This is a genomic window from Streptosporangium heterodermiicola (genome assembly GCF_051390675.1).
GTDB lineage: Bacteria > Actinomycetota > Actinomycetes > Streptosporangiales > Streptosporangiaceae > Streptosporangium.
This window is the reverse complement of the sequence record NZ_JBPJSR010000009.1, coordinates 309,543-327,944: the sequence shown is the minus strand read 5'-3', so window position 1 is coordinate 327,944 and position 18,402 is coordinate 309,543. Positions and strand designations below refer to the sequence as shown.

13 protein-coding genes are annotated in these 18,402 nt (G+C 72.3%); 6 read left to right on the top strand and 7 right to left on the bottom strand.

The features are described from left to right. Positions 1–367 precede the first annotated feature (367 nt). Entirely contained in the window at positions 368–1,201 is an 834-nt protein-coding gene (locus tag ACSC1Q_RS21640) for an MFS transporter (protein WP_436760508.1), read from the top strand. Next, the gene (locus ACSC1Q_RS21635) at positions 1,185–1,559 is read left to right on the top strand and encodes a hypothetical protein (RefSeq protein WP_436760507.1); all 375 of its coding nucleotides are present in this window, start codon (positions 1,185–1,187) and stop codon (positions 1,557–1,559) included. Before ACSC1Q_RS21640 ends, ACSC1Q_RS21635 begins: the two co-directional genes overlap by 17 nt. Before the next feature lie 22 nt (positions 1,560–1,581). On the opposite strand, the gene ACSC1Q_RS21630 is transcribed toward ACSC1Q_RS21635, so the two are convergent. Then, the gene (locus ACSC1Q_RS21630) at positions 1,582–4,395 is read right to left on the bottom strand and encodes a helix-turn-helix transcriptional regulator (RefSeq protein ID WP_436760506.1); all 2,814 of its coding nucleotides are present in this window, start codon (positions 4,393–4,395) and stop codon (positions 1,582–1,584) included. Positions 4,396–4,513: 118 nt separating this feature from the next. On the opposite strand from ACSC1Q_RS21630, the gene ACSC1Q_RS21625 reads away from it, so the two are divergent. Beyond that, positions 4,514–5,134 (top strand): LysE family translocator, encoded by a 621-nt coding sequence (locus ACSC1Q_RS21625; protein ID WP_436760505.1) that lies wholly within the window; start codon positions 4,514–4,516, stop codon positions 5,132–5,134. Between the two features lie 58 nt (positions 5,135–5,192). Here ACSC1Q_RS21625 and ACSC1Q_RS21620 read toward each other — a convergent pair whose 3' ends face one another. Further along, positions 5,193–5,930 carry an alpha/beta fold hydrolase gene (locus tag ACSC1Q_RS21620; RefSeq protein ID WP_436760504.1) on the bottom strand — a complete coding sequence of 246 codons (738 nt, stop codon included), beginning with the start codon at positions 5,928–5,930 and terminating at the stop codon, positions 5,193–5,195. Between the two features lie 108 nt (positions 5,931–6,038). Between ACSC1Q_RS21620 and ACSC1Q_RS21615 the strand changes: the two genes are divergently transcribed. Next, positions 6,039–6,644: a TetR/AcrR family transcriptional regulator gene (locus ACSC1Q_RS21615; protein WP_436760503.1), complete on the top strand. Its 606-nt coding sequence runs from the start codon at positions 6,039–6,041 to the stop codon at positions 6,642–6,644. Here the strand turns inward: ACSC1Q_RS21615 and ACSC1Q_RS21610 are convergent. The 4 genes from ACSC1Q_RS21610 to ACSC1Q_RS21595 form a co-directional block, all read right to left on the bottom strand. Next, positions 6,602–7,813, bottom strand: a complete 1,212-nt coding sequence (locus ACSC1Q_RS21610; RefSeq protein WP_436760502.1) for a hypothetical protein — start codon at positions 7,811–7,813, stop codon at positions 6,602–6,604. The two genes, ACSC1Q_RS21615 and ACSC1Q_RS21610, sit on opposite strands and share 43 nt — an antisense overlap. A gap of 31 nt (positions 7,814–7,844) precedes the next feature. Next, the gene (locus tag ACSC1Q_RS21605; RefSeq protein WP_350971200.1) at positions 7,845–8,231 is read right to left on the bottom strand and encodes a Rid family detoxifying hydrolase; all 387 of its coding nucleotides are present in this window, start codon (positions 8,229–8,231) and stop codon (positions 7,845–7,847) included. A gap of 33 nt (positions 8,232–8,264) precedes the next feature. Then, positions 8,265–9,374, bottom strand: a complete 1,110-nt coding sequence (locus tag ACSC1Q_RS21600) for an alanine racemase (protein WP_436760501.1) — start codon at positions 9,372–9,374, stop codon at positions 8,265–8,267. A gap of 203 nt (positions 9,375–9,577) precedes the next feature. Next, the gene (locus ACSC1Q_RS21595; RefSeq protein ID WP_436760500.1) at positions 9,578–11,101 is read right to left on the bottom strand and encodes an N-acyl-D-amino-acid deacylase family protein; all 1,524 of its coding nucleotides are present in this window, start codon (positions 11,099–11,101) and stop codon (positions 9,578–9,580) included. Positions 11,102–11,305: 204 nt separating this feature from the next. On the opposite strand from ACSC1Q_RS21595, the gene ACSC1Q_RS21590 reads away from it, so the two are divergent. Beyond that, a complete protein-coding gene (locus tag ACSC1Q_RS21590; protein ID WP_436760499.1) occupies positions 11,306–13,024 on the top strand; it encodes a glycosyl hydrolase family 8 in 1,719 nt (572 codons plus the stop codon). 343 nt (positions 13,025–13,367) lie between these two features. Next, complete coding sequence (locus tag ACSC1Q_RS21585; protein WP_436760498.1) at positions 13,368–14,459, top strand: sugar ABC transporter substrate-binding protein; 1,092 nt, start codon at positions 13,368–13,370, stop codon at positions 14,457–14,459. 48 nt (positions 14,460–14,507) lie between these two features. Here the strand turns inward: ACSC1Q_RS21585 and ACSC1Q_RS21580 are convergent, their stop codons facing one another. Beyond that, the gene (locus tag ACSC1Q_RS21580) at positions 14,508–18,260 is read right to left on the bottom strand and encodes a DUF4153 domain-containing protein (RefSeq protein WP_436760497.1); all 3,753 of its coding nucleotides are present in this window, start codon (positions 18,258–18,260) and stop codon (positions 14,508–14,510) included. Between the last annotated feature and the right edge of the window lie 142 nt (positions 18,261–18,402).

The following is an 18,402-nucleotide window of genomic DNA, read 5'->3' as shown; positions in this document are numbered from 1 at the left end:
AGCGCAGGGCGAGGCGTGACCTCGCGGAGCCGATCAGGACCGGCCTCAGGGACCGATCAGGGCGACACCTGACGCGCGAGCCGATCACGACCGGTTGGTGCGGGGCGGGACGTTGACGACACCTTCTCCAGGCGAAATCCGTTTGCGTGACAACCGGTGGGTTCGAGTAGCGTTCGTGGCATGTCGAGCTCTGAGGCATCCAAGGCAGGGGCTTTCGGTCACGCCGTCAGCCCCCTGAACCACTGAGTTCGTAGTCCACTCCCCGGCGGCCTCGCCGAGCGGGGTGAGTGCGCGCCCCCCTGGGTGCTGGGTGCTGGCCGCGGTGACGAGAGGTCCTTCCTCTCGTTCTCCCACCTCGGAGTTCTCGATGCCTCTCCCGCTCTACCTGCTTGCCGTGGCGGTCTTCGCCATGGGCACCTCGCAGTTCATGCTCTCCGGCCTGGTGCCGGACATCGCCGCCGGCCTGGATGTGCCGGTCGGAAATGCCGGGCTGCTGACCTCGGCATTCGCGGTCGGAATGATCCTCGGGGCGCCACTGATGGCGGTGCTCGCACGCCGGTGGCCCACCCGGGCCAGTCTGCTGGGCTTCGTGCTGGTGTTCGCCTGCGCCCATGTCGCGGGCGCCCTCACCGCGAGTTTCCCGGTTCTTCTGTCCACCCGCGTGGTCGCCGCCCTGGCCAACGCGGGCTTTCTGGCGGTCGCGCTGAGTACGGCGACCACCCTCGTCCCAGCCGCACAAAAGGGACGTGCGCTGGCGGTACTGCTCTCCGGCACGACCGTGGCCACCGTCGCCGGGGTTCCGGGCGGCGCGGTGCTCGGAACGCTGCTCGACTGGCGGGCGACCTTCTGGGCGATCGCACTGCTCTGCCTTCCCGCCGCCTTCGGCATCGTGAGAGGCATCCCGGACCACGTCGAAGGGATCATGCGGGACGCTCCGGCCGGTCCCCCTCTCCACGGACCGAGATCGCCCAGCTCGCGATGCCCGGGCTGGTCCTGGTCATGCCGCTGGGCGCCCTGGTCAAAACGCCGCCACATTCGCCACGTTCACCTTCCTGGCGCCGATCGTGACCGACACCGCGGGCCTGGGCGGGCTCTGGGTCTCGGTGGTGCTGGTGCTCTTCGGCGCGGGGTCCTTCGCTGGCGTCAATCTCGCGGGCCGGCTCTCGGATCGGCGTCCCGGCGTCGTGATCGGAATCGGTAGCCCGACACTGCTGCTCGGCTGGGTCACGTCGGCGACCGTCGCCGCCCAGCCGGTGGCGCTTCTGGTCCTCGTGTTCGTGCAGGGTGTGCTGTCCTTCGCCGTGGGCGGCACCTTGATCGCCAGGGTGCTCCACGAGTCGGCGGACGCCCCCACCATGGGCGGGTCATACGCGACCGCGGCACTCAACATCGGCGCGGCGGGTGGTCCCGCCATCGCGGCGGCGACCCTCGGAGCCGGCGCTGGTGATCTTGGCCCGATATGGGTCAGCGCACTCCTTGTCGCGCTCGCGGTGCTCACCACACCGCCTCTGCTTCGAGCGATCGCACCCCAGACCGTCCCTGAGCGAGAGGTCCCCTGACGGCCTCGACGGGGCGCGGCGGTCAGAGCAGGCCGTCCCGGTGGGCCACGGCGGCCGCCTGGGTGCGGGAGGAGACGCCCAGCTTGCCCAGGATGTTGGAGACGTGCACGCTCACCGTCTTCTGCGCGATGAACAGCCGCTCGCCGATCTCGCGGTTGGGCAGGCCCTCGGCCACCAGGGCGAGCACCTCCTGCTCGCGGGAGGTGAGCACGGTCGGCGGTGCGGTGGTGAAGCGCGCCCTGCGTCCCAGCTCCGCCAGAGCCGCGCCGAGCGGCTGGGCGCCCAGTGACTCGGCGGCCTCGACGGCGAGCTTCCACTCCTTCAGGGCGTCGGCACGGTCGCCCTCGGCGAGCAGCGCCTCGGCGAGCCGCCACCGCGAGCGCGCGACCTCGTAGACAAACCCGAAGTCGAAGGCCTCGACCACCGCGCGCCACGCCGTGACGTCGTGGCGGCCGTGCGCGCGGTGCCGTTCGGCCTCGGCCCTGGCCAGCCAGGCCAGACCCTCGGGGCCGAGCGGGCCGCGCCGCACGGAGCCGGGGCCGACGGCCGCGGGCACCCTGGCCCGCTCCAGGAAGGCGTCGGCCTCCTCCCCGCGTCCCAGGTCCGTCAGCGCCCACAGGGCGGTGCCGCTGAGCCGGATCACAGCGGGGTCGTTGGGGAGCAGGGCGTCGAGCCCCGCGCGGGCGTGTTCGAGCGCGGTCTCGGGGTCGCCGCGCCACAGGGCGTGCTCGGCGGCCAGGCCGCGGCTCATGGCGGCGACCGTCGTGTCACCCGACCAGAAGGACTCCAGCCAGGACAGGCGCTCCTCGACGACGGGCAGGCCCCTGGCCACCTCGACGAAGAGCGCGAAGGACGACAGGAGCGCCTCCGGCGGGGTGCCGACGCGGACGGCGAACCCGGAGGCGACCTTCTCCGCCAGGTCCCACTCCCCCGCGACGTAGTGGATCAGGAGGCGCAGGAAGCGCAGGTCGGTGCCGTAGGTGCTCCAGTTGAGGCCGCTCTCGCGTGCGATCCGCAGCCCCCGGTCGGCGGTGGTCGCCGCCTCGGCGAGGTCGCCACTCTCGTACTGGACCCGGGCGTAGGTGAATATGGCCCGCAGGTCGATGGCGAGGTTGCCCGAGCTCTCGGCGCTCGCGCAGGCGAGCAGCTCCTTGGCCCGGGGGATGTCGTCGGCGAGCGCGGCCAGAGCGGCGAGGGTGATCAGCGCGCTGGTCTCCGCGTCGGCGGCGCCGCTCGCGCGGGCCGTCTCCAGGGCGCGGCGGGCCAGGGCCTCGACCTCGTCGTGCCGCTCGGTCCAGTAGAGCGAGCGGGCGTAGGTCGCGAGCGCGCGGGCGAGCACCGGCCCCTCCCGCGCCGTCTCGACGGCAGCGTACGCGGCGGCGATCGAGCCCTCGACGTCCTCGGTGTCGATGAGGTAGTACGACAGCCGCTCGTTGATCTCGGCGGAGGGCGGGAGGCGCCGGAGCTGGGAGATCGCCCGGTGGTTGTCGCCGCTGTCGGCCGCCGCGGCGGCGCTGCGCGCGGCGAGGGCGACGTGGTCGATCCCGGCCAGCCGCTCGGCGTCGGGAACCCGGTCCCAGAGCCCGAGCGCCCGGTCGAAGTGGTGGTGCGCCTCGGCGGGAGCCCCCAGCCGCTCGGACCTGCGCCCGGCCTCCACGGACGCGGCCAGCGCCCCCGGCAGGTCGTGGCCCGCCAGGTAGTGGTGGGCGAGCTCGGCCGCCGCACCCTCCCGGGCGGTCAGCAGCCGGGCGAACTCGGCGTGCATCCTGGTGCGTTCGCCGGGCAGCAGGTCGTTGTAGACGACCTCCTGGAGAAGCGCGTGCCGGAAGGCGTAGCCGTACTCACCGTCGGGGCGGAGCAGGCCGCGCGAGACGATCTCCCGCATGCCCTCCTCGAAGGCCAGGTCGTCGAGGCCGGAGGCCTGCTGGAGCAGGTCGTGGTCGGCCCGGCGGCCCGCGACGGCCGCGCCGCCGAGCACCCGTTGCGCGGGGTCGGAGAGCAGCTCCGCCCGGGAGAGCAGCAGGCCGGCCAGGCCGTCGGGCATCGAGGAGCCCTCGGAGGCGGCGTCCAGCAGCTCCTGGGCGTAGAAGGGGTTGCCCTCGGCCCGGTCGACGACCTTCCGCACCACCCCGGTGTCGGTGCCGCCGAGGGCGGCCAGGTAGTCGGTCATCTCGTGGCGGTCGAGAGGGGCCAGCTCCACCGGTGTCACCGAGGGGAGGCGCTTGAGCTCGGCGAGGACCCGGCGCAGCGGGTGGCGGCGGTGGAGGTCGTCGGTGCGGTAGGTGCCGACGAGGCAGACGCGCTCGGTCTGCAGCATCCGGCTGAGGAAGACCAGCAGGTCGCGGGTGGACTGGTCGGCCCAGTGCAGATCCTCCAGGACGAGCAGCACGGGCTGCGCGGACAGGAAGCCGAGCACCGAGCCGAAGAGCTGCTGCTGCGTCAGGCCCGACGGGCTCTCCCTGCCCGGGTCGGTGCCGCCGGGCAGCAGCCTGCCGAGGACCGGCCGCGCGTCGAGCGCCGCGCGCAGCTCCCCGCGTGCCGAGCGCAGGGCGTCGGCGAGCGGGAGGTAGGGGAGGGCGTCGCCGAGTTCGGCGCACTGGCCGACGAGCACGGCGAACCCGGCGGCCTCGGCACGTCCGGCCAGCTCGGTGATCAGGCGGGTCTTGCCGATGCCCGCGTCACCTCCCACGAGGGCCACCCCGGCCTGCCCCGTGGCCGCGGTGTCGAGCACGGCGGTGAGGCGATCGAGCTCCACCGACCGCCCGATCAGAACACTTCGCGTGCTTTGCCACCCCACGTCGGCGAGTATCGCACGGGCTACCGACGGAATCGACATCCCGGTGACGAGGGCCCATTGGTACCCCAACAAGGGACGAACCTGGACCGATTGGTACACCAAAGGGTCCGCGCATTGGCCCTGACGGCGAGGACCGGGGCGACCTTAGGGTCGGGGCATGATCTCGCCGTCCACGTTATTGATCTTCTCGCTCGCCTCGCTGGCACTGGTCCTGGTACCGGGCCCGAACCACATCTACATCATCACCCGCGCCGTCTCACAGGGCCGGGCCGCCGGCGTGGCGAGCGCGTTCGGCGTCGAGGTGGGCACGCTGGTGCACATCGCCGCGGCGGCGGCCGGTCTCTCGTACGTGATCGCGCGTTCGGCGACCCTGTTCAACGTGATCAAGTGGGCCGGGGTGGCCTACCTGGTCTATCTGGGCGTCCGCGCGCTGACGAGCAGGCAGGAGCTCGCGAGCCGGGAGGCCGCGCCACAGCCGCTTCGGGCGATCTTCCTTGAGGGCGTGGTCGTCAACGTGCTCAACCCCAAGGTGATCCTCTTCTTCCTGGCGTTCCTGCCCCAGTTCGTGGAGCCCGAGGCGGGCGCGGTACCGCTGCAGATCGCCGTCCTGGGCGGGACCCTGCTGCTCCTGGGCCTGCTCTCCGACATGGTCTACGCCATGGCGGCGGGCGCCGTCGGCGGGCGGCTGAGGAACAGGGCACCCCTGATCGGCCGGTTCAGCGGGGTCGTCTACCTGGGCCTCGGCGTCGCGACCGCCCTCTCCGGCCGCTCCGTCTGAACGTACGAAACCGTCTGGACGTACGAAGCCGTCCGGACGTACGAAACCGTCCGGACGTCTAGACGCGCGGGTCGATCTCGGCGTACGAGCAGCGGTCCACCTGGTCGCACAGGTCGCCCACCAGCCTGGCCAGCGGTCCCGGGGCCGCCATCACGCCCAGGTGGCCCCGGCGGGGAAGGTGGATCAGCCGCCCGTTCCGGCAGGCGCGCAGGAAGTCGCGTTCGTGCACCCGGAACGGGTCCCGGGTGCCGTTGACCAGCCACACGCGTCCCGGGTACGCGGCCAGCGCCGCGAGCTGGTCGTGGCCGGTGACGGCGTCGACGACCTGTGGCATGACCTCGCAGAAGAGTCCTCCCGCCACCATCGCCTCCCCGGCGGGGCCCGGCAGGAGGCGGCGGAGGCCGTAGGAGCTGATCCGGTTCGCGAGCGACGGGTTCCGCGCGGCGAGCGAGGCCGCGAACCGGTGGGGTCCGGCCACCGAGCCGAGGGCGGTGCATCCGATGGCCGCCAGCCCGGCCACCCGGCGGGGGAAGCGTTCGGCGACGGCGATGCCGACGTATCCGCCGAGGGAGAGCCCGGCCACGAGGGCCCGGCCGCCCAGGGCGTCGACGGCGTCCGCGACCGCCGACGTCGCCGCGTCCATCGTGAACGGCTCGCCCTCGCGGGTGCCGTGGCCGGGCAGGTCCACGGCCGTCGCGGGACGGCCGAGACGGGAGAGGTGGGAGACGACGGGGTCCCACATGGTCGCGCTGAGCCGGATGCCATGGATGAGGACGACGGGGAGCACAGGGAGCATGGCGCGCCTCCAAGGAGACCGGGGAGTCGTCCCGAGCGGAGAGGTACCCGGTCAGGAAGCTGCCTCGATTAAAACACAACGCACCGTTGCGTTGCTATAGTCGCCCGCATGGCACCGCGCAAGGAACAGCAGATCTTCCAGGCGACGCTCGAACTGCTCGCCGCCAAGGGCTACGAGGGCCTCACGGTGGAGGGGGTCGCCGAACGGTCGGGAGTCAACAAGACCACGATCTACCGGTGGTGGCCGTCGAAGGCCGCGCTGCTGGCCGCCGCCCTGATCGAGGCCGACCTGCTCGCGATGGAGCCCCCCGACACCGGAAGCCTCAGGGGGGACCTGGAGGCCCTGGTCGGCGGGATGGCCGCCCTGCTCACCCGTCCTCCCGCCTCGGACGTCGCGGTGGCGGCCCTCGGCGCCGCCGTCCACCACTCCGAGCTGGGCGAGACGGCCCGGCGCTTCTTCGCCGACCGGTTCGCGCGGGAGGAGGCCGTCTTCGAGCGTGCGCGGCGGCGCGGCGAGCTGTCCGCCGAGGCCGACCCCATGCTGATCGTCGACCTGCTCGCCGGAGCGGTCTGGCTGCGCGCGGTCTTCCGCGGCCTGCCCCTCGACGAGGGCTTCGCCGCCCGCGCCGTGAGCACCGTCCTGGACGGCGCCCCCACCGCTTCAGGACGGCATCAGGCGGAGAGCGCGCCCGGGATGCGGTCCAGGATCGGGTAGGGCATGAGCCCGTACGCGTAGAAGTCGACCGCGTCCGCGCCCGAGGCCCGCACGGCGCGGACCTTGGCGGCGAGGCGGTCGGCCGAGTCGGTGTCGGGCAGGCCGGGCCGCAGGACGACCCGCAGCTCCTTGTCCTTGCCCGTCGAGCGCCGGTAGGCGACCACGTCGTCGGCCACCCTGGCCGCGTCGCGGGCGTAGGCGAGCACGCCGAGCGAGGGCACCAGGTCGCCGAGGGCGACCAGGTCGACGCCGAGCTGCCAGGAGTCGTGCGCGGCGAGCCCCGGTGAGGGCAGGCCGTCGGCGTAGCCCTTGACGGCGCCGGTGGCGTCGAGGAAGACGAGGCGCGAGCCCTCGTCGGTGACGGCGGTGGAGACCTCGGAGACCAGCGAGGTCACCACCTCGGAGCGGGCCCGCGCGTAGGCGACCACCTCGGGTCCCGCGTACGCGGTGAGGGCGGCGCGGGTCACCTCGCCCTGGGCGGGCGGATCGCCGTCGAGCACGGCGCCCACGATCCTGCAGCACTCCTCGCGCGCCACCTCGGCGTTGACGCCCAGGTCGGCGGCGCGGCGCATGCAGAAGCCGCAGAAGCACAGGCCGAGCAGGAACGCGTCCATCGGCCCGAGTGGCACGAAGCTGCGCTCGTGGTGGTAGCCGTGGCCGAAGGTCCCGTAGTGCAGCGCCTCGGCCACCACGCTGTCGACGCCCTGCCTGGCCACCGCCCGGCCCAGCGCGACCGCGTACAGGCGCACGTCGGGGTGGGAGGGGCACAGGTCGGCGGGCGAGCCGCGGTCGCCGAAGCAGTTGCGCACGGTCACGTCCGGGTCGGCCAGCCCGAGCGTGGTGTTCTGCAGGAAGACGGTCCAGCCGTGCAGCGCGAGCCCGCGTTCGGCGGTGGCCCCGCGCAGGACGGCGAGCGGCTCGTCCTCGGCTCCGGCCTGGACGGGCGGGACGAGCCGCAGCCCGCCGAACAGGTCGGCGGGCGGCGTGAAGTGCGCGCCGTCACTGCGGAGCGTCACCCGGGAGCGGCCGTGCGGGGTGACGTCGCGGGCACGGTGGTAGGCCGCGGCCACGGTCACGCCCGTCACGCCGTATCCGGTGATCCGGTCGAGGACCGCGTCGAGGCCCTCCCCGCGCACGTCCTCGACGTAGACGTATAGCGAGCTGTCCAAGCCGCCGCCCTCCCACGAAGTCGGTCAGACTCTAACGCGGCTTGTGGGCCACGAAGTCGATCTCGACGAGGATGTCCATCAGGTCCGAGCCGACGGTCGTGCGGACCGGGTACGGGCGGGTGAAATACGACTTGTACACCTCGTTGTAGGCGGCGAAGTCACGCTTGAGGTGCTCCAGGTGCACGGTCGACTTCACCACGTCGTCGAAGCCGAGACCGTGCGCCGCGAGGATCGCGCCGAGGTTGCGCATCACCTGGTGGGTCTGCTCGGCCACGTCGGTCCCGACGACCTCGCCGGTCTCGGGGCTGAGCGGCCCCATTCCCGAGGTGTAGACGAAGTCGCCGACCACGAGGCCCTGCGAGTACGCCCCGACGGGCGCGGCGCCCTCGTCGGTCCTCAGTTCCTGCTTGTCGCTCATCTCAGCATTCCTCACAACGGAAAAAACGTGACATTAGAAGAAGGTGTTTATCAGATCGACGACGACGTACTCCTCGTCGACCACTGGGATGACCCGCCACTTGTCGAAGGCGGTGCACGGGTGGGAGACGCCGAACGACACCAGGTCCCCGGGCCTCACCGGCGAGCCCGGCGCCAGTCTCAGGACCGCGTGCTGGTCCTGGACCTTGAGCACCGTCGCGTCCGAGACCGCTCCGCGCGGGATCGGCAGCCCCTCGTCGAAGGGGGCGTCGCGCTTGCCGAACCCGACCACGGCCAGGCCGGGCTCGGGGACGCTCAGCACGTGCGCCCAGATCTCCAGCGCCGCGCGCAGCTCCCCGTCGATCCGGGTGTACGGGGTGCGCTCGCGGTAGTAACCGTCGTCGTGGGAGACGTAGGCGCCGCTGCGCAGCATGACCCTGGCCTGGCAGGCGGCGAGCTCGCGGCCGATCACGTCGAACCACTGGCTGCCGCCCACCGACAGGATCGGGTCGCGCACCCGCAGGTGCTCCAGCGCCTCCAGCAGCCTGCCCAGGTAGGCCCGCACCTCCCCGGCCGAGCCCAGCGACCCCTCGTACCCGGCGACGCCCGCCAGCTCCACGCCCTCGGCCGCCTGCGCCGCCGAGGCGACCTCCAGCAGCTGGGCGAGGGTACGGCTGCCGCCCCGCCCGCCCTCGTGGCCGAGCTCGGCCAGCACCCGGAACGGCCTGGTCCCTGCGTGCCGGGAGAGCGCCTCGACCCCGGCGACCGAGTCGACGAAGCAGAGGAACTCGAACGCCGGGTCCCCGGCCAGCTGGGCGGCGAGGGCGGTCAGCCCGGCCGGGTCGAAGACCTGGTTGGCGAGGACGATCCGGGAGACGCCGAACTCGCGCAGGGTGAGCGCCTGGCTGGGGGTGGCGACCGTGAGCCCCCACGCGCCCGCGGCGAGCTGCGCCCCGACCAGCTCGGGCGACATGGTGGTCTTGGCGTGCGGGGCGAAGGTGAGCCCGTACTCCCTGGTGAAGGCCGCGAGGGTCGCGATGTTGTGCTCCAGCGCGTCGCGGTGGGCCACCATCACGGGGAAGGTGAACGTCCCGCCGAACAGCGAGGCCCCCAGCGCGGCCCCGGGATCCACGATCCCCTTCACGTCCCGTCCCCCTCTGGTCGCCTCGGCGGATCCGCCGGCTCGCCGGCCGCCGGATCCGGGCGTGGGAGATCGCGTCCCCTCTTGGCCGCCCCGAGGACCCTATCCCCACGGCGGCCCCTTCAGGGCCGTGCCTTCGGAGGCGTGCTCTCAGGGATGTGCCTTCGGAGGCGTGCCCTCAGGGCCGTGCCTTCGGAGGCGTGCCCTTAGGGACGCAGCGCCCTGCCGGGGGTGGCGCCGGTGAGCTCCCTTCCGGCGAGGACCGGGACCCCGGAGACGAGGACGTCCCCGATCCCGGTGGCCGGGGTGCGCGGGACGGCGTACGTGGCCAGGTCGGCGACCGCGTCGGCGTCGAGGACGACCAGGTCGGCGACCTGCCCGGGGCGGACGAGGCCCCGCCCTTCGAGGCCGAAGCGGCGGGCCGGGTGCGAGGCGAGGTGGACGACGGCCTGCTCCAGGGTCCAGTCGCCGGTCTCGCGGACGTGGTGGCCGAGCATCCTGGCGAACGCCCCGTAGCCCCGGGGGTGGGGGTGGCCGCCCACGTAGATGCCGTCGGAGCCGCCGGTGTGTGCCGGGTGGCGCAGGATCGCGCGGACCGACGCCTCGCCCTCGGGGCCCTCGTCGGGACGGGCCGACACGCATCCGGCCTCCAGCCGGGTGTCGATCAGGATCCTGCGGCAGAACTCGCCCGGCTCCAGCCCGGCCTCGGCGGCGGCGTCGGGCAGCGTCATCCCCTCGGCCCACTCGGCGCCGGGCACGTGGGAGAAGGTGATCCTCGGCCAGAGCGTCTCGTCCCACTCGATCGGCTCGGACTCCAGCAGCTCCAGCGTGCGGTCGATGTCGGCGGCCGGGACCCACGAGGGCAGCGCGACCATCGCGAGGATCGTGCTGCCCCGCAGGTAGGGGTAGGTGTCGAAGGTGATGTCGACCCCCATGAGCCGGGCCTCATCGACCAGCGGCAGGAGCGTGGCGGCCGGGCCGTGGTAGTGCGAGACGTGCACGGCCGCGCCCGAGCGCCGGGCGATGTCCGTCACCTCGGCCATCCCGGCGGGGGCCGCGGCCCCGTACCCGCGCATGTGCGTCACGTACGGCAGGTGGTCCAGCGGCGCGCAGAGCGCGGCGATCTCGGCGGCGTCGGCGTAGCGGCCCGGGGCGTACTCCAGGCCGGTGGAGAGGCCGCAGGCGCCCTCCGACAGGCCGCGCTCGACGCGGGCCAGCATGGCGGCCAGCTCGTCCGCGGTCGCGGCCCGCTCGGCGGCGCCCATCACGTCGTGGCGGATCGTGCCGTGCGGCAGCAGGTACGCGGTGTTCAGCGCGGTCGACCGGTCGTAGCCCGCGAGGAGCTCCCCGACGCCGATCGGCCCGTCGGCCGAGGGATGGGCGCCGTTGACGGCCGCGAAGTATCGAGTGGCGTAGGCGAAGGTCTCCGGGGTGGTGGAGGGGGCGAAGGAGAGCCCGTCCTGGCCGAGGACGAACGTCGTCACGCCCTGCCGGAGCGCGGCGAGTTGCACCTCCTTGTCGAGGACGAGGGCGTCGCCGTGCGCGTGGCAGTCGACGAGGCCGGGCATGACGTGGCGCCCGGCGGCCTCGACGACGGTCGTGGCGTCCACGCCGTCCAGGCGGCCCACGGCGGTGATCCGGTCACCGTTGACACCGACGTCGGCGCGGCAGGCCGGGGCTCCGGTGCCGTCGAGCACCCAGCCATCCCTGATCAATACATCGAACGACATGCCGGGATTCAATCACCCGGAAGGTCTTCGCCACATCCAGCGATCGCCTTCGTTCCGCCAGTCCATGTCCTGGATTTCCCCTCGATCACGAAGTGCGGGAATTTGGGCCCCGCACCCCCTTGACCGTGACGTGTCAGGGATGGTGCCATCTTTCACTAGTTAGGAACCTTTCCTAACTAGTTGATCGCAGAGAGGGCACCCCCTGTGCATCCGAGATCGCGCCCCCAACGCCTCCAGCGCCCCCTACCCCCCTCGACCGCCCTCGTCCTCACACTGGCGTCGGCACTGATCGCATCGCTGTTCGTGCTGGCGGCGCCGCCCGGATTCGCCGCCGACTCCCTGCTCTCCCAGGGCCGCCCGGCCGCCTCGTCCTCCAACGAGGACTCCACGCTGCTCCCCGCCGCCGCCTTCGACGGCAACACCGGCACCCGCTGGGCCTCCGCCGAGGGCCACGACCCCGAGTGGATCCGCGTCGACCTCGGCGCCTCCGCCACCGTCTCCCGCGTCAAGCTGACCTGGGAGGCCGCGTACGGGAAGTCGTACCGCGTCGAGGTCTCGCCCGACGGCTCCACCTGGACCCCCGCCTACTCGACCACCACCGGCGACGGCGGCGTCGACGACCTGACCCTGTCCGGCACCGGCCGCTACGTGCGGATGTACGGGACCGCGCGGGGCACCTCCTACGGGTACTCGCTGTACGAGATGGAGGTCTACGGCAGTACAGGGGGCACGACTCCCACACCCACTCCCACGGTCACCCCGCCCCCCGGCGGCCCCGGCGTGCCGTTCGGCTCCCACACGATCCCCTACGCCTCCGGGATCCTGCGCCCGACCGGCGCCCAGGCGACGCTCGACCAGAAGGTCGTCGACTACTACAGGGCGTGGAAGGCCGCGTTCGTCAAGCAGAACTGCGGCAACGGCTGGTACCAGATCATCTCCCCCGACGCCGACCACCCGTACGTGGCCGAGGCGCAGGGCTACGGCATGGTGATCACCGCCACGATGGCCGGGGCCGACCCCGACGCGAAGAAGATCTTCGACGGCCTGGTGAAGTACGTCCTGGCCCACCCGTCGTCGATCACCCCCGGCCTGCTCGCCGCCGAGCAGAACACCGCCTGCCAGAGCGTCAACGGCGGCGACTCCGCCACTGACGGCGACCTGGACGTGGCCTACGGGCTGCTGCTCGCCGACCGGCAGTGGGGCAGCTCGGGCACCTACAACTACAAACAGCTCGCGATCAACCACATCAACGCCATCAAGTCCGGCGAGGTCAACGCGACCACCAAGCTCATGAAGCTCGGCGACTGGAGCAGCTCGGGCGACCAGTACTACTGGATCAGCCGCTCCTCGGACTGGATGATCGACCACTTCAGGGCGTTCCGTAAGGCCACCGGCGACACGACCTGGGACACCGTCCGCACCAACCACCAGAACCTGATCGCCTCCCAGCAGTCGACCTACGCCCCGAGCACGGGCCTGCTCGCCGACTTCGTGGTCAACACCAACACCACCCCGAAGCCCGCGCCGGGCCAGGTGCTGGAGGACGCCAACGACGGCAAGTTCTGGTGGAACGCCTGCCGCGACCCGTGGCGGATCGGCAACGACGCGGTGACCAGCGGCGACGCCAAGTCCCTCGCCGCCGCGCGCAAGCTCAACACCTGGATCAAGGGCAAGACCGGCGGCAACCCGAACAACATCGCGGTCGGCTACTCCCTCAACGGCACCCAGATCTCCAGCGGCAGCGAACCGGCCTACTTCGCCCCGTTCGCGGTGGCGGCGATGACCGACTCCGGCAGCCAGGCCTGGCTGGACGCCCTGTGGAACAAGATGGTCAACACCCCGTTCACCGCGAGCGACTACTACTCGACCAGCGTCCAGCTCCAGGTCATGATCACCGTAACCGGCAACCACTGGGTGCCCTGACCCTCACTTGACGCGACGCGACCCCCGCGCTCGGGGCGGGGGTCGTGTTTTCGTCAGTCCCGGCATCGCCTTCCGGGAGCTTCGCGTTCCCGTTCGTGAAACCACACCTGACCGAACACGCCGGACGGTTCGACGCTGTGAACCCCGCATCCCGGACGCGGGTTTCGCGAGTGGGCGAATGACGGACATCACCGGGGCCGTCCGGGCCGTGTCGCCGAGTCACTGAGTCACCGAGTCGCCGAAATTTGTTTTCCGCATGCACCGGACGCGAATATGCCCTTTACAGCACTCCGGGCACTGGGTCAAAGTAGCGGTATCAGCGGAAATCAGGCCGGGAGCCAGATTGAAAGCCGTAAACAACCAGCGAAAGGGCCTGTTCGCCGACCTGTTGATATCTCTGGCGAGCGGCACCATTCTGGCGCTGGGGGCCAAGGCGCTGACGATGGTCATGCCCGGTCTCAACGGATCGCCAATGACCTGGGTGTTCATCGCGATCACGCCGACGACGGCTCTGCTGGCGTTCTTTTTCGCACGCCGTCTTTACGGGGGCGCGAACCAGGCGTTCATCACGATGTCGGCGTTCACGCAGACGCGCTGGCTCGGCGACGTCCTGGAACATCTCTCGCGGTCACTCGACCGGCACGGGATCGACCTGGTGGTGAAGCTCCCCCCGCACGATCACAGCGGCCGGAACCAGCTTGCCTACCTGGCGTCACTGCGGAAGAGAAGACGCTCCTACATCGGCGGTTTCGTCATCCTCGCACAGACCCGGCAGGCGGGGCGTGAGCTGGCGGCTTCCTGCGAGGCCGTCAAACGGCCCGTCGTCTTCATCGACGTACCGCCATTTCCCGACCTCGGCGAATACCCCGCCCGGACCGCGTTCGTCGGATGCGATGCCAACGAGATGGGGGCGAAGGCCGCGCAGTGGGTGGCCAAGGACCTGATCGACCGGGGCGTCGAGAACCCGGCCGTACTCGTCGTCACAGGGGACGCGCAGGACGGCCGGCACACGACATTCGCGGAGCGAATCGAAGAAATGCTGCCGTCCGCGAAGCTGGAGATCAATCTGCTGGGTTTCTTCTCCCGCGAAGAGGCGCGAAAGGTTGTCGGCCATCACCTGCGCCGCCTTCGCCCGGGAAACGGCATGGACGCGATCTTCTGCACGAACGACGAAATGGCACTGGGCGCGGCGGACGCGGTGCAGGAACACCTGGCCGCGGGAAACCGCCTCGACGAACTCGTGATTATCGGCGTCGACGGAATCGCCGAAGCGGTCGCGGCCATCAACGTGGACACGGCTCCGTTTCGGGCGACCATAATCCAGGACCCCCGGCATATCGCCGAAGTGGCGGTCGACGCCCTTCTGAAAATGCGTTCCGGAGAACGGGTCCCCACGGAGATCCTGGTGCCGACGACGGTCTATCCGAAACAGTGAGGCCGACGCCGCGGTCGCGGACGTCGGCTCCACTGCCCGCCGGGACGTTCAGTCCTGGTACGGAGTCTCCAGCCGGGAGGGTGTCTGGGGGCAGGAGGCGCCCCTGTCGACCGGACGACGGTCCAGCAGTTCCCTCGCCTCGCGGCGGGCCAGGTTCCAGCCGTTCCACGGGTCGGGCCCGGAGAGCTCGTTGGCCGCGACCACGTCCCGCAGGACGCAGCTGCGGGCCGGTTCCGGCAGCCTGTCCAGGGCGGGCACGGCCTCCGCGCCGAGGTCGCCCAGGTACGCGAGGTCGACCCGCTCCACGCCCCGTACGGCGATCTGGGTCTCCGCGACCCGCAGGTCGGGGTTCCAGACCGCGAACGCCAGCAGGGAGGCGCTCGTCATGATGACGACGGTCCTGGGCAGCCAGCGCGCGTGCCCGCGCCCGGTGAGCCGGGCCGCGCCCGCGGCGAGGACGAGCGCGAAGATCCCGCCCAGCCACAGCACCGTCGCCGACACCGAGGCCCGCAGCCGGGAGAGCCCGTAGGCGTCGGCGTACAGGTCCAGGCGGTGCAGCGCGGAGAACAGGATCACCAGGGTCAGCACGCAGAGCACGCCGAGCAGCCCGGCCATCAGCCAGCGGTCGGCTCCCCGCAGCTCCAGCGTCCCCGAGGCGACCGCCACGATGGCCAGCACGAACACGCTGACGACGACGAGCTGGAAGAACCCGGAGCGCGCGTACTCGGCGTAGGTCAGCCCGGTGGCCTCCAGCACCCACCGGGTGCTGCCGAACAGCACGGTCAGCTGCATGCCCACGAACGTGGCGAACAGCAGGTTGAGCGCCGTCAGCGGGGTCACCCAGAGACCCCGGCCGACCGTGACCCTCAGGTCGGGGGCCTTCGGCTCGGCCACCGGTCGCAGCGCGACCAGCACCGAGGAGGCGACCACGACCGCGAAGACGACGAAGAGCAGGATGCGCAGCGGCATCGACTCCGCCCACGCCTGCGCGCTGAACACCCGCTCGACGGCCTCGGCGAAGACCGCGTCCGCCGAGGCGAACAGCGCCCCGAACACCGCGAGCAGCACGACGGTGAGCCCGCCCCCCAGCAGCAGGGGCATCACCCGGCGGCGGGACGCGAGGCCCTTCAGCCTCGCCCCGAGGAACCACGGCACCGGCAGCAGGCCCAGGACCACCGACGCGCCGCCCCTGACCACCCCGAGCCAGCCGCGCCCGGCCCCCGACAGGGCGAGCGCGGCCGTCAGGAACCCGGCCAGCAGGAGGACGCCGACCAGCCAGTCCGCGTCCCTGAACATCACCGTCGCGACCAGCCCGTAGGCGATCGCCCCCATCCCGGCCGACCACGGGTTGATCCTCCTGCGCGCCGCGGGGATCGTCGCCACCCCCATCGCCGCGGCCACCAGCACGAGCCCCAGCCCGGCCCTGCCATACGGCACCGCGACCGCGGCGAGCGCCCCGACGGCGGCCGACACCGGCAGCACCCACCGGGGCGTGTCCGGCAGCTCGGGCCGGGGAAAGATCGGCGGAGCCTCGTACCCGCCGGGAGCCCCCGGCCCCTTCCCGCCGCCCGGCGCCTCGTACCCGCCGGGGGTGCCGGGTCCCCGCCCTCCGGGCCTGTCTCCGTGTTCCCCCGGCCCTCCAGTCCGGGAGACCGCCGTCGAACTCGCCGCCCCTTCCCTGTGCTCCCTGTGCGGGGCCTCGGGGCCCGGTACGGTGACGCGCCGCGCGACGGGTCCCTGCGCCGGAGGCCGGTGCGGGAGCCGCTCCGAGGGGGCCGCCAGGATGTCGTCGGTGGGGGTGGTGGCGCCGATGACCGTGCCCACGAACGCGCCGACGGTGACGATGGCGGCCACGGCGAGCATGCCCAGCAGGGGGGCGATGCTCGCGAGGGCGATGCCCACGATCGCGGCGCACACCAGCCCCCCGACGCCACCGAGGAACACCCCGATGACCGCCCCCGGCCAGTTCCGCATCACGACCGGCCTCTGACGCGCGCCCCCGTCCCGGGCGAGCACGGGCCTCGGAGGGTACGGCTGTGGAGAGGGTGTGACGGGGACGGCGGCTCCGGGCTCCGGAGAGGCGGGCACCGGCCTGGACGTCACACCGGGCCCGGCGCCGGAGGCGGGGCCGCCCGTGGCCGCGTCGGAGGCGCCGGCCCCTTCGCCGGTCTCACGAGGTCCGGCCCCTTGAGCGGCTCCGGCGGCCTGAACGACTCCGGCCTGCCCACCGGGACCGGGGCCAGGACCGGTCACCGAGCCCGCCACCGAACTGGTTGCCGAGCCGGTCACCGACGCGGTCACCGAGCTGGGGGCCGGGCCGCCCCCGGGACCCGGCACGGGACCGGTCGCCGGTCCGGTCACGGAATCCGTCACCGATCCGGTCGCCGGACCGCTCGCAGAACCTGTCACCGAGCCGGTCGCCGGGCCCGTCACCGGGTCGGCCGTGGAACCGGTCACCAAGCCGGACGCGGAAGCGGAAGCGGTCGCCGCGACCTCTCGTGACCGGGGCACCTGCCCGGCCCCGACCAGCTCACGGTCTTCAGGCGCCCGGCCGGTCTCCACCGGTTCACCCCGTTCAACCGGTTCGACGGCCCCTGCCCCCTGATCAGCCCCGGACACCCGACCGGATTCCACCGGTTCGTCGGATCCGGAACCCCCGGAACCCCCGGCGACCTCGGTTGCCTCGCGATGTCCGGACGGCACACCGGCCGCGGTACCCACGGAGGCTCCGCCCGGGGGGACCTTGCCCGGCGTGACGGCGTCCACCTCGACGGGGTGGGCCCCCTTGGCGGGGAGAGACGGGGGGTTCATCTCGATCCTTTCCGGAAGGTCGGCCACGACGTGGCAGCCGACCCCGTCGTCGACGTGGATGGAGCCGCCGTGGAGCTCGACGATCTCCTTGGTGATGGCCAGGCCCAGCCCGGCGCCGCCGTCGTCGGCGGCCCGGCCCGCGTCCAGGCGCGAGAAGCGCTCGAACGCCCGCGCCCGGTCCTCGGCCGCGATCCCCGGCCCCTGGTCGCTCACCCTCAGCCGGACGCCCTCTCCCCTGGCCGTCGCCGCGAGCACCACCACCCCGCCGTCGGGGCTGTGCCGCACCGCGTTGTCCAGCAGGTTGGCGAGGACCTGCGCGAGCAGATCGGGGTCGGCGCGCAGGCTCAGCCCCTCGGGGACCTCGCAGCGCGCCACCACCCCCTCCCTGGCCAGTACGGCCTCCCGCAGAGCCTGCTCGCACAGCTGGCGCAGCTCGACGTCCTCGCGCTCGATCAGCCGGGCCCCGGACTCCAGGCGGGACAGGTCGAGCAGCTGCGCGACCAGGCGGCCCAGCCGCTCGGTCTGGGCGAGCGCGGTGCCGAGGGTGACGGGATCGGGCTCAGAGACCCCGTCGACCACGTTCTCCAGCACCGCCCGGAGCGCGGTGATCGGCGTGCGGAGCTCGTGGCTGACGTTGGCCACCAGTTCCCGTCGCTGCCGGTCCACCTCGCCCAGGTCGGCGGCCATCGCGTTGAAGGCGCGGGCGAGCTCACCGACCTCGTCACGGGAGGAGGCGGTGACCCGCAGGCCGTACCGGCCCTTGGCGATGGTCTGCGCGGCGGCGGCCATCTCGCGCAGCGGCTTGGTCATCCCCCGCGCGAGCAGCTGCACCAGGATCAGCGCGAACACCGCTGCCACCGCGACGCGCACGTTGCGCGAGTATCCGGCGTTGATGCCGACCTCGTTGACGACGAACGCCGCCACCACGGCCAGCAGGATCACTATCCCGAGCTTTATCTTGATCCGGCCCAGGAAGTCGAGAGGTCTCAATGGTCGACGCGTCCCGGTGTTGGAGTTGAAGGGCACATGAGTGTCTGAGTGACGAAGAGGACGATCGGTTCTCGTCCGGACGCGAGTGCCGCCGCTCCGGACGCGAGTGCCGCCGTTCCCGGGGCGTACGAGCACGCCTCCG

What these genes read in the sequence shown, in the direction of transcription:
- ACSC1Q_RS21640 (WP_436760508.1), top strand. Translation starts at nt 368, where the DNA reads ATGCCTCTCCCGCTCTACCTGCTTGCCGTGGCGGTCTTCGCCATGGGC.
- ACSC1Q_RS21625 (WP_436760505.1), top strand. Translation starts at nt 4,514, where the DNA reads ATGATCTCGCCGTCCACGTTATTGATCTTCTCGCTCGCCTCGCTGGCA.
- ACSC1Q_RS21605 (WP_350971200.1), bottom strand. Translation starts at nt 8,231, where the DNA reads ATGAGCGACAAGCAGGAACTGAGGACCGACGAGGGCGCCGCGCCCGTC.
- ACSC1Q_RS21630 (WP_436760506.1), bottom strand. Translation starts at nt 4,395, where the DNA reads ATGTCGATTCCGTCGGTAGCCCGTGCGATACTCGCCGACGTGGGGTGG.
- ACSC1Q_RS21595 (WP_436760500.1), bottom strand. Translation starts at nt 11,101, where the DNA reads ATGTCGTTCGATGTATTGATCAGGGATGGCTGGGTGCTCGACGGCACC.
- ACSC1Q_RS21615 (WP_436760503.1), top strand. Translation starts at nt 6,039, where the DNA reads ATGGCACCGCGCAAGGAACAGCAGATCTTCCAGGCGACGCTCGAACTG.
- ACSC1Q_RS21620 (WP_436760504.1), bottom strand. Translation starts at nt 5,930, where the DNA reads ATGCTCCCTGTGCTCCCCGTCGTCCTCATCCATGGCATCCGGCTCAGC.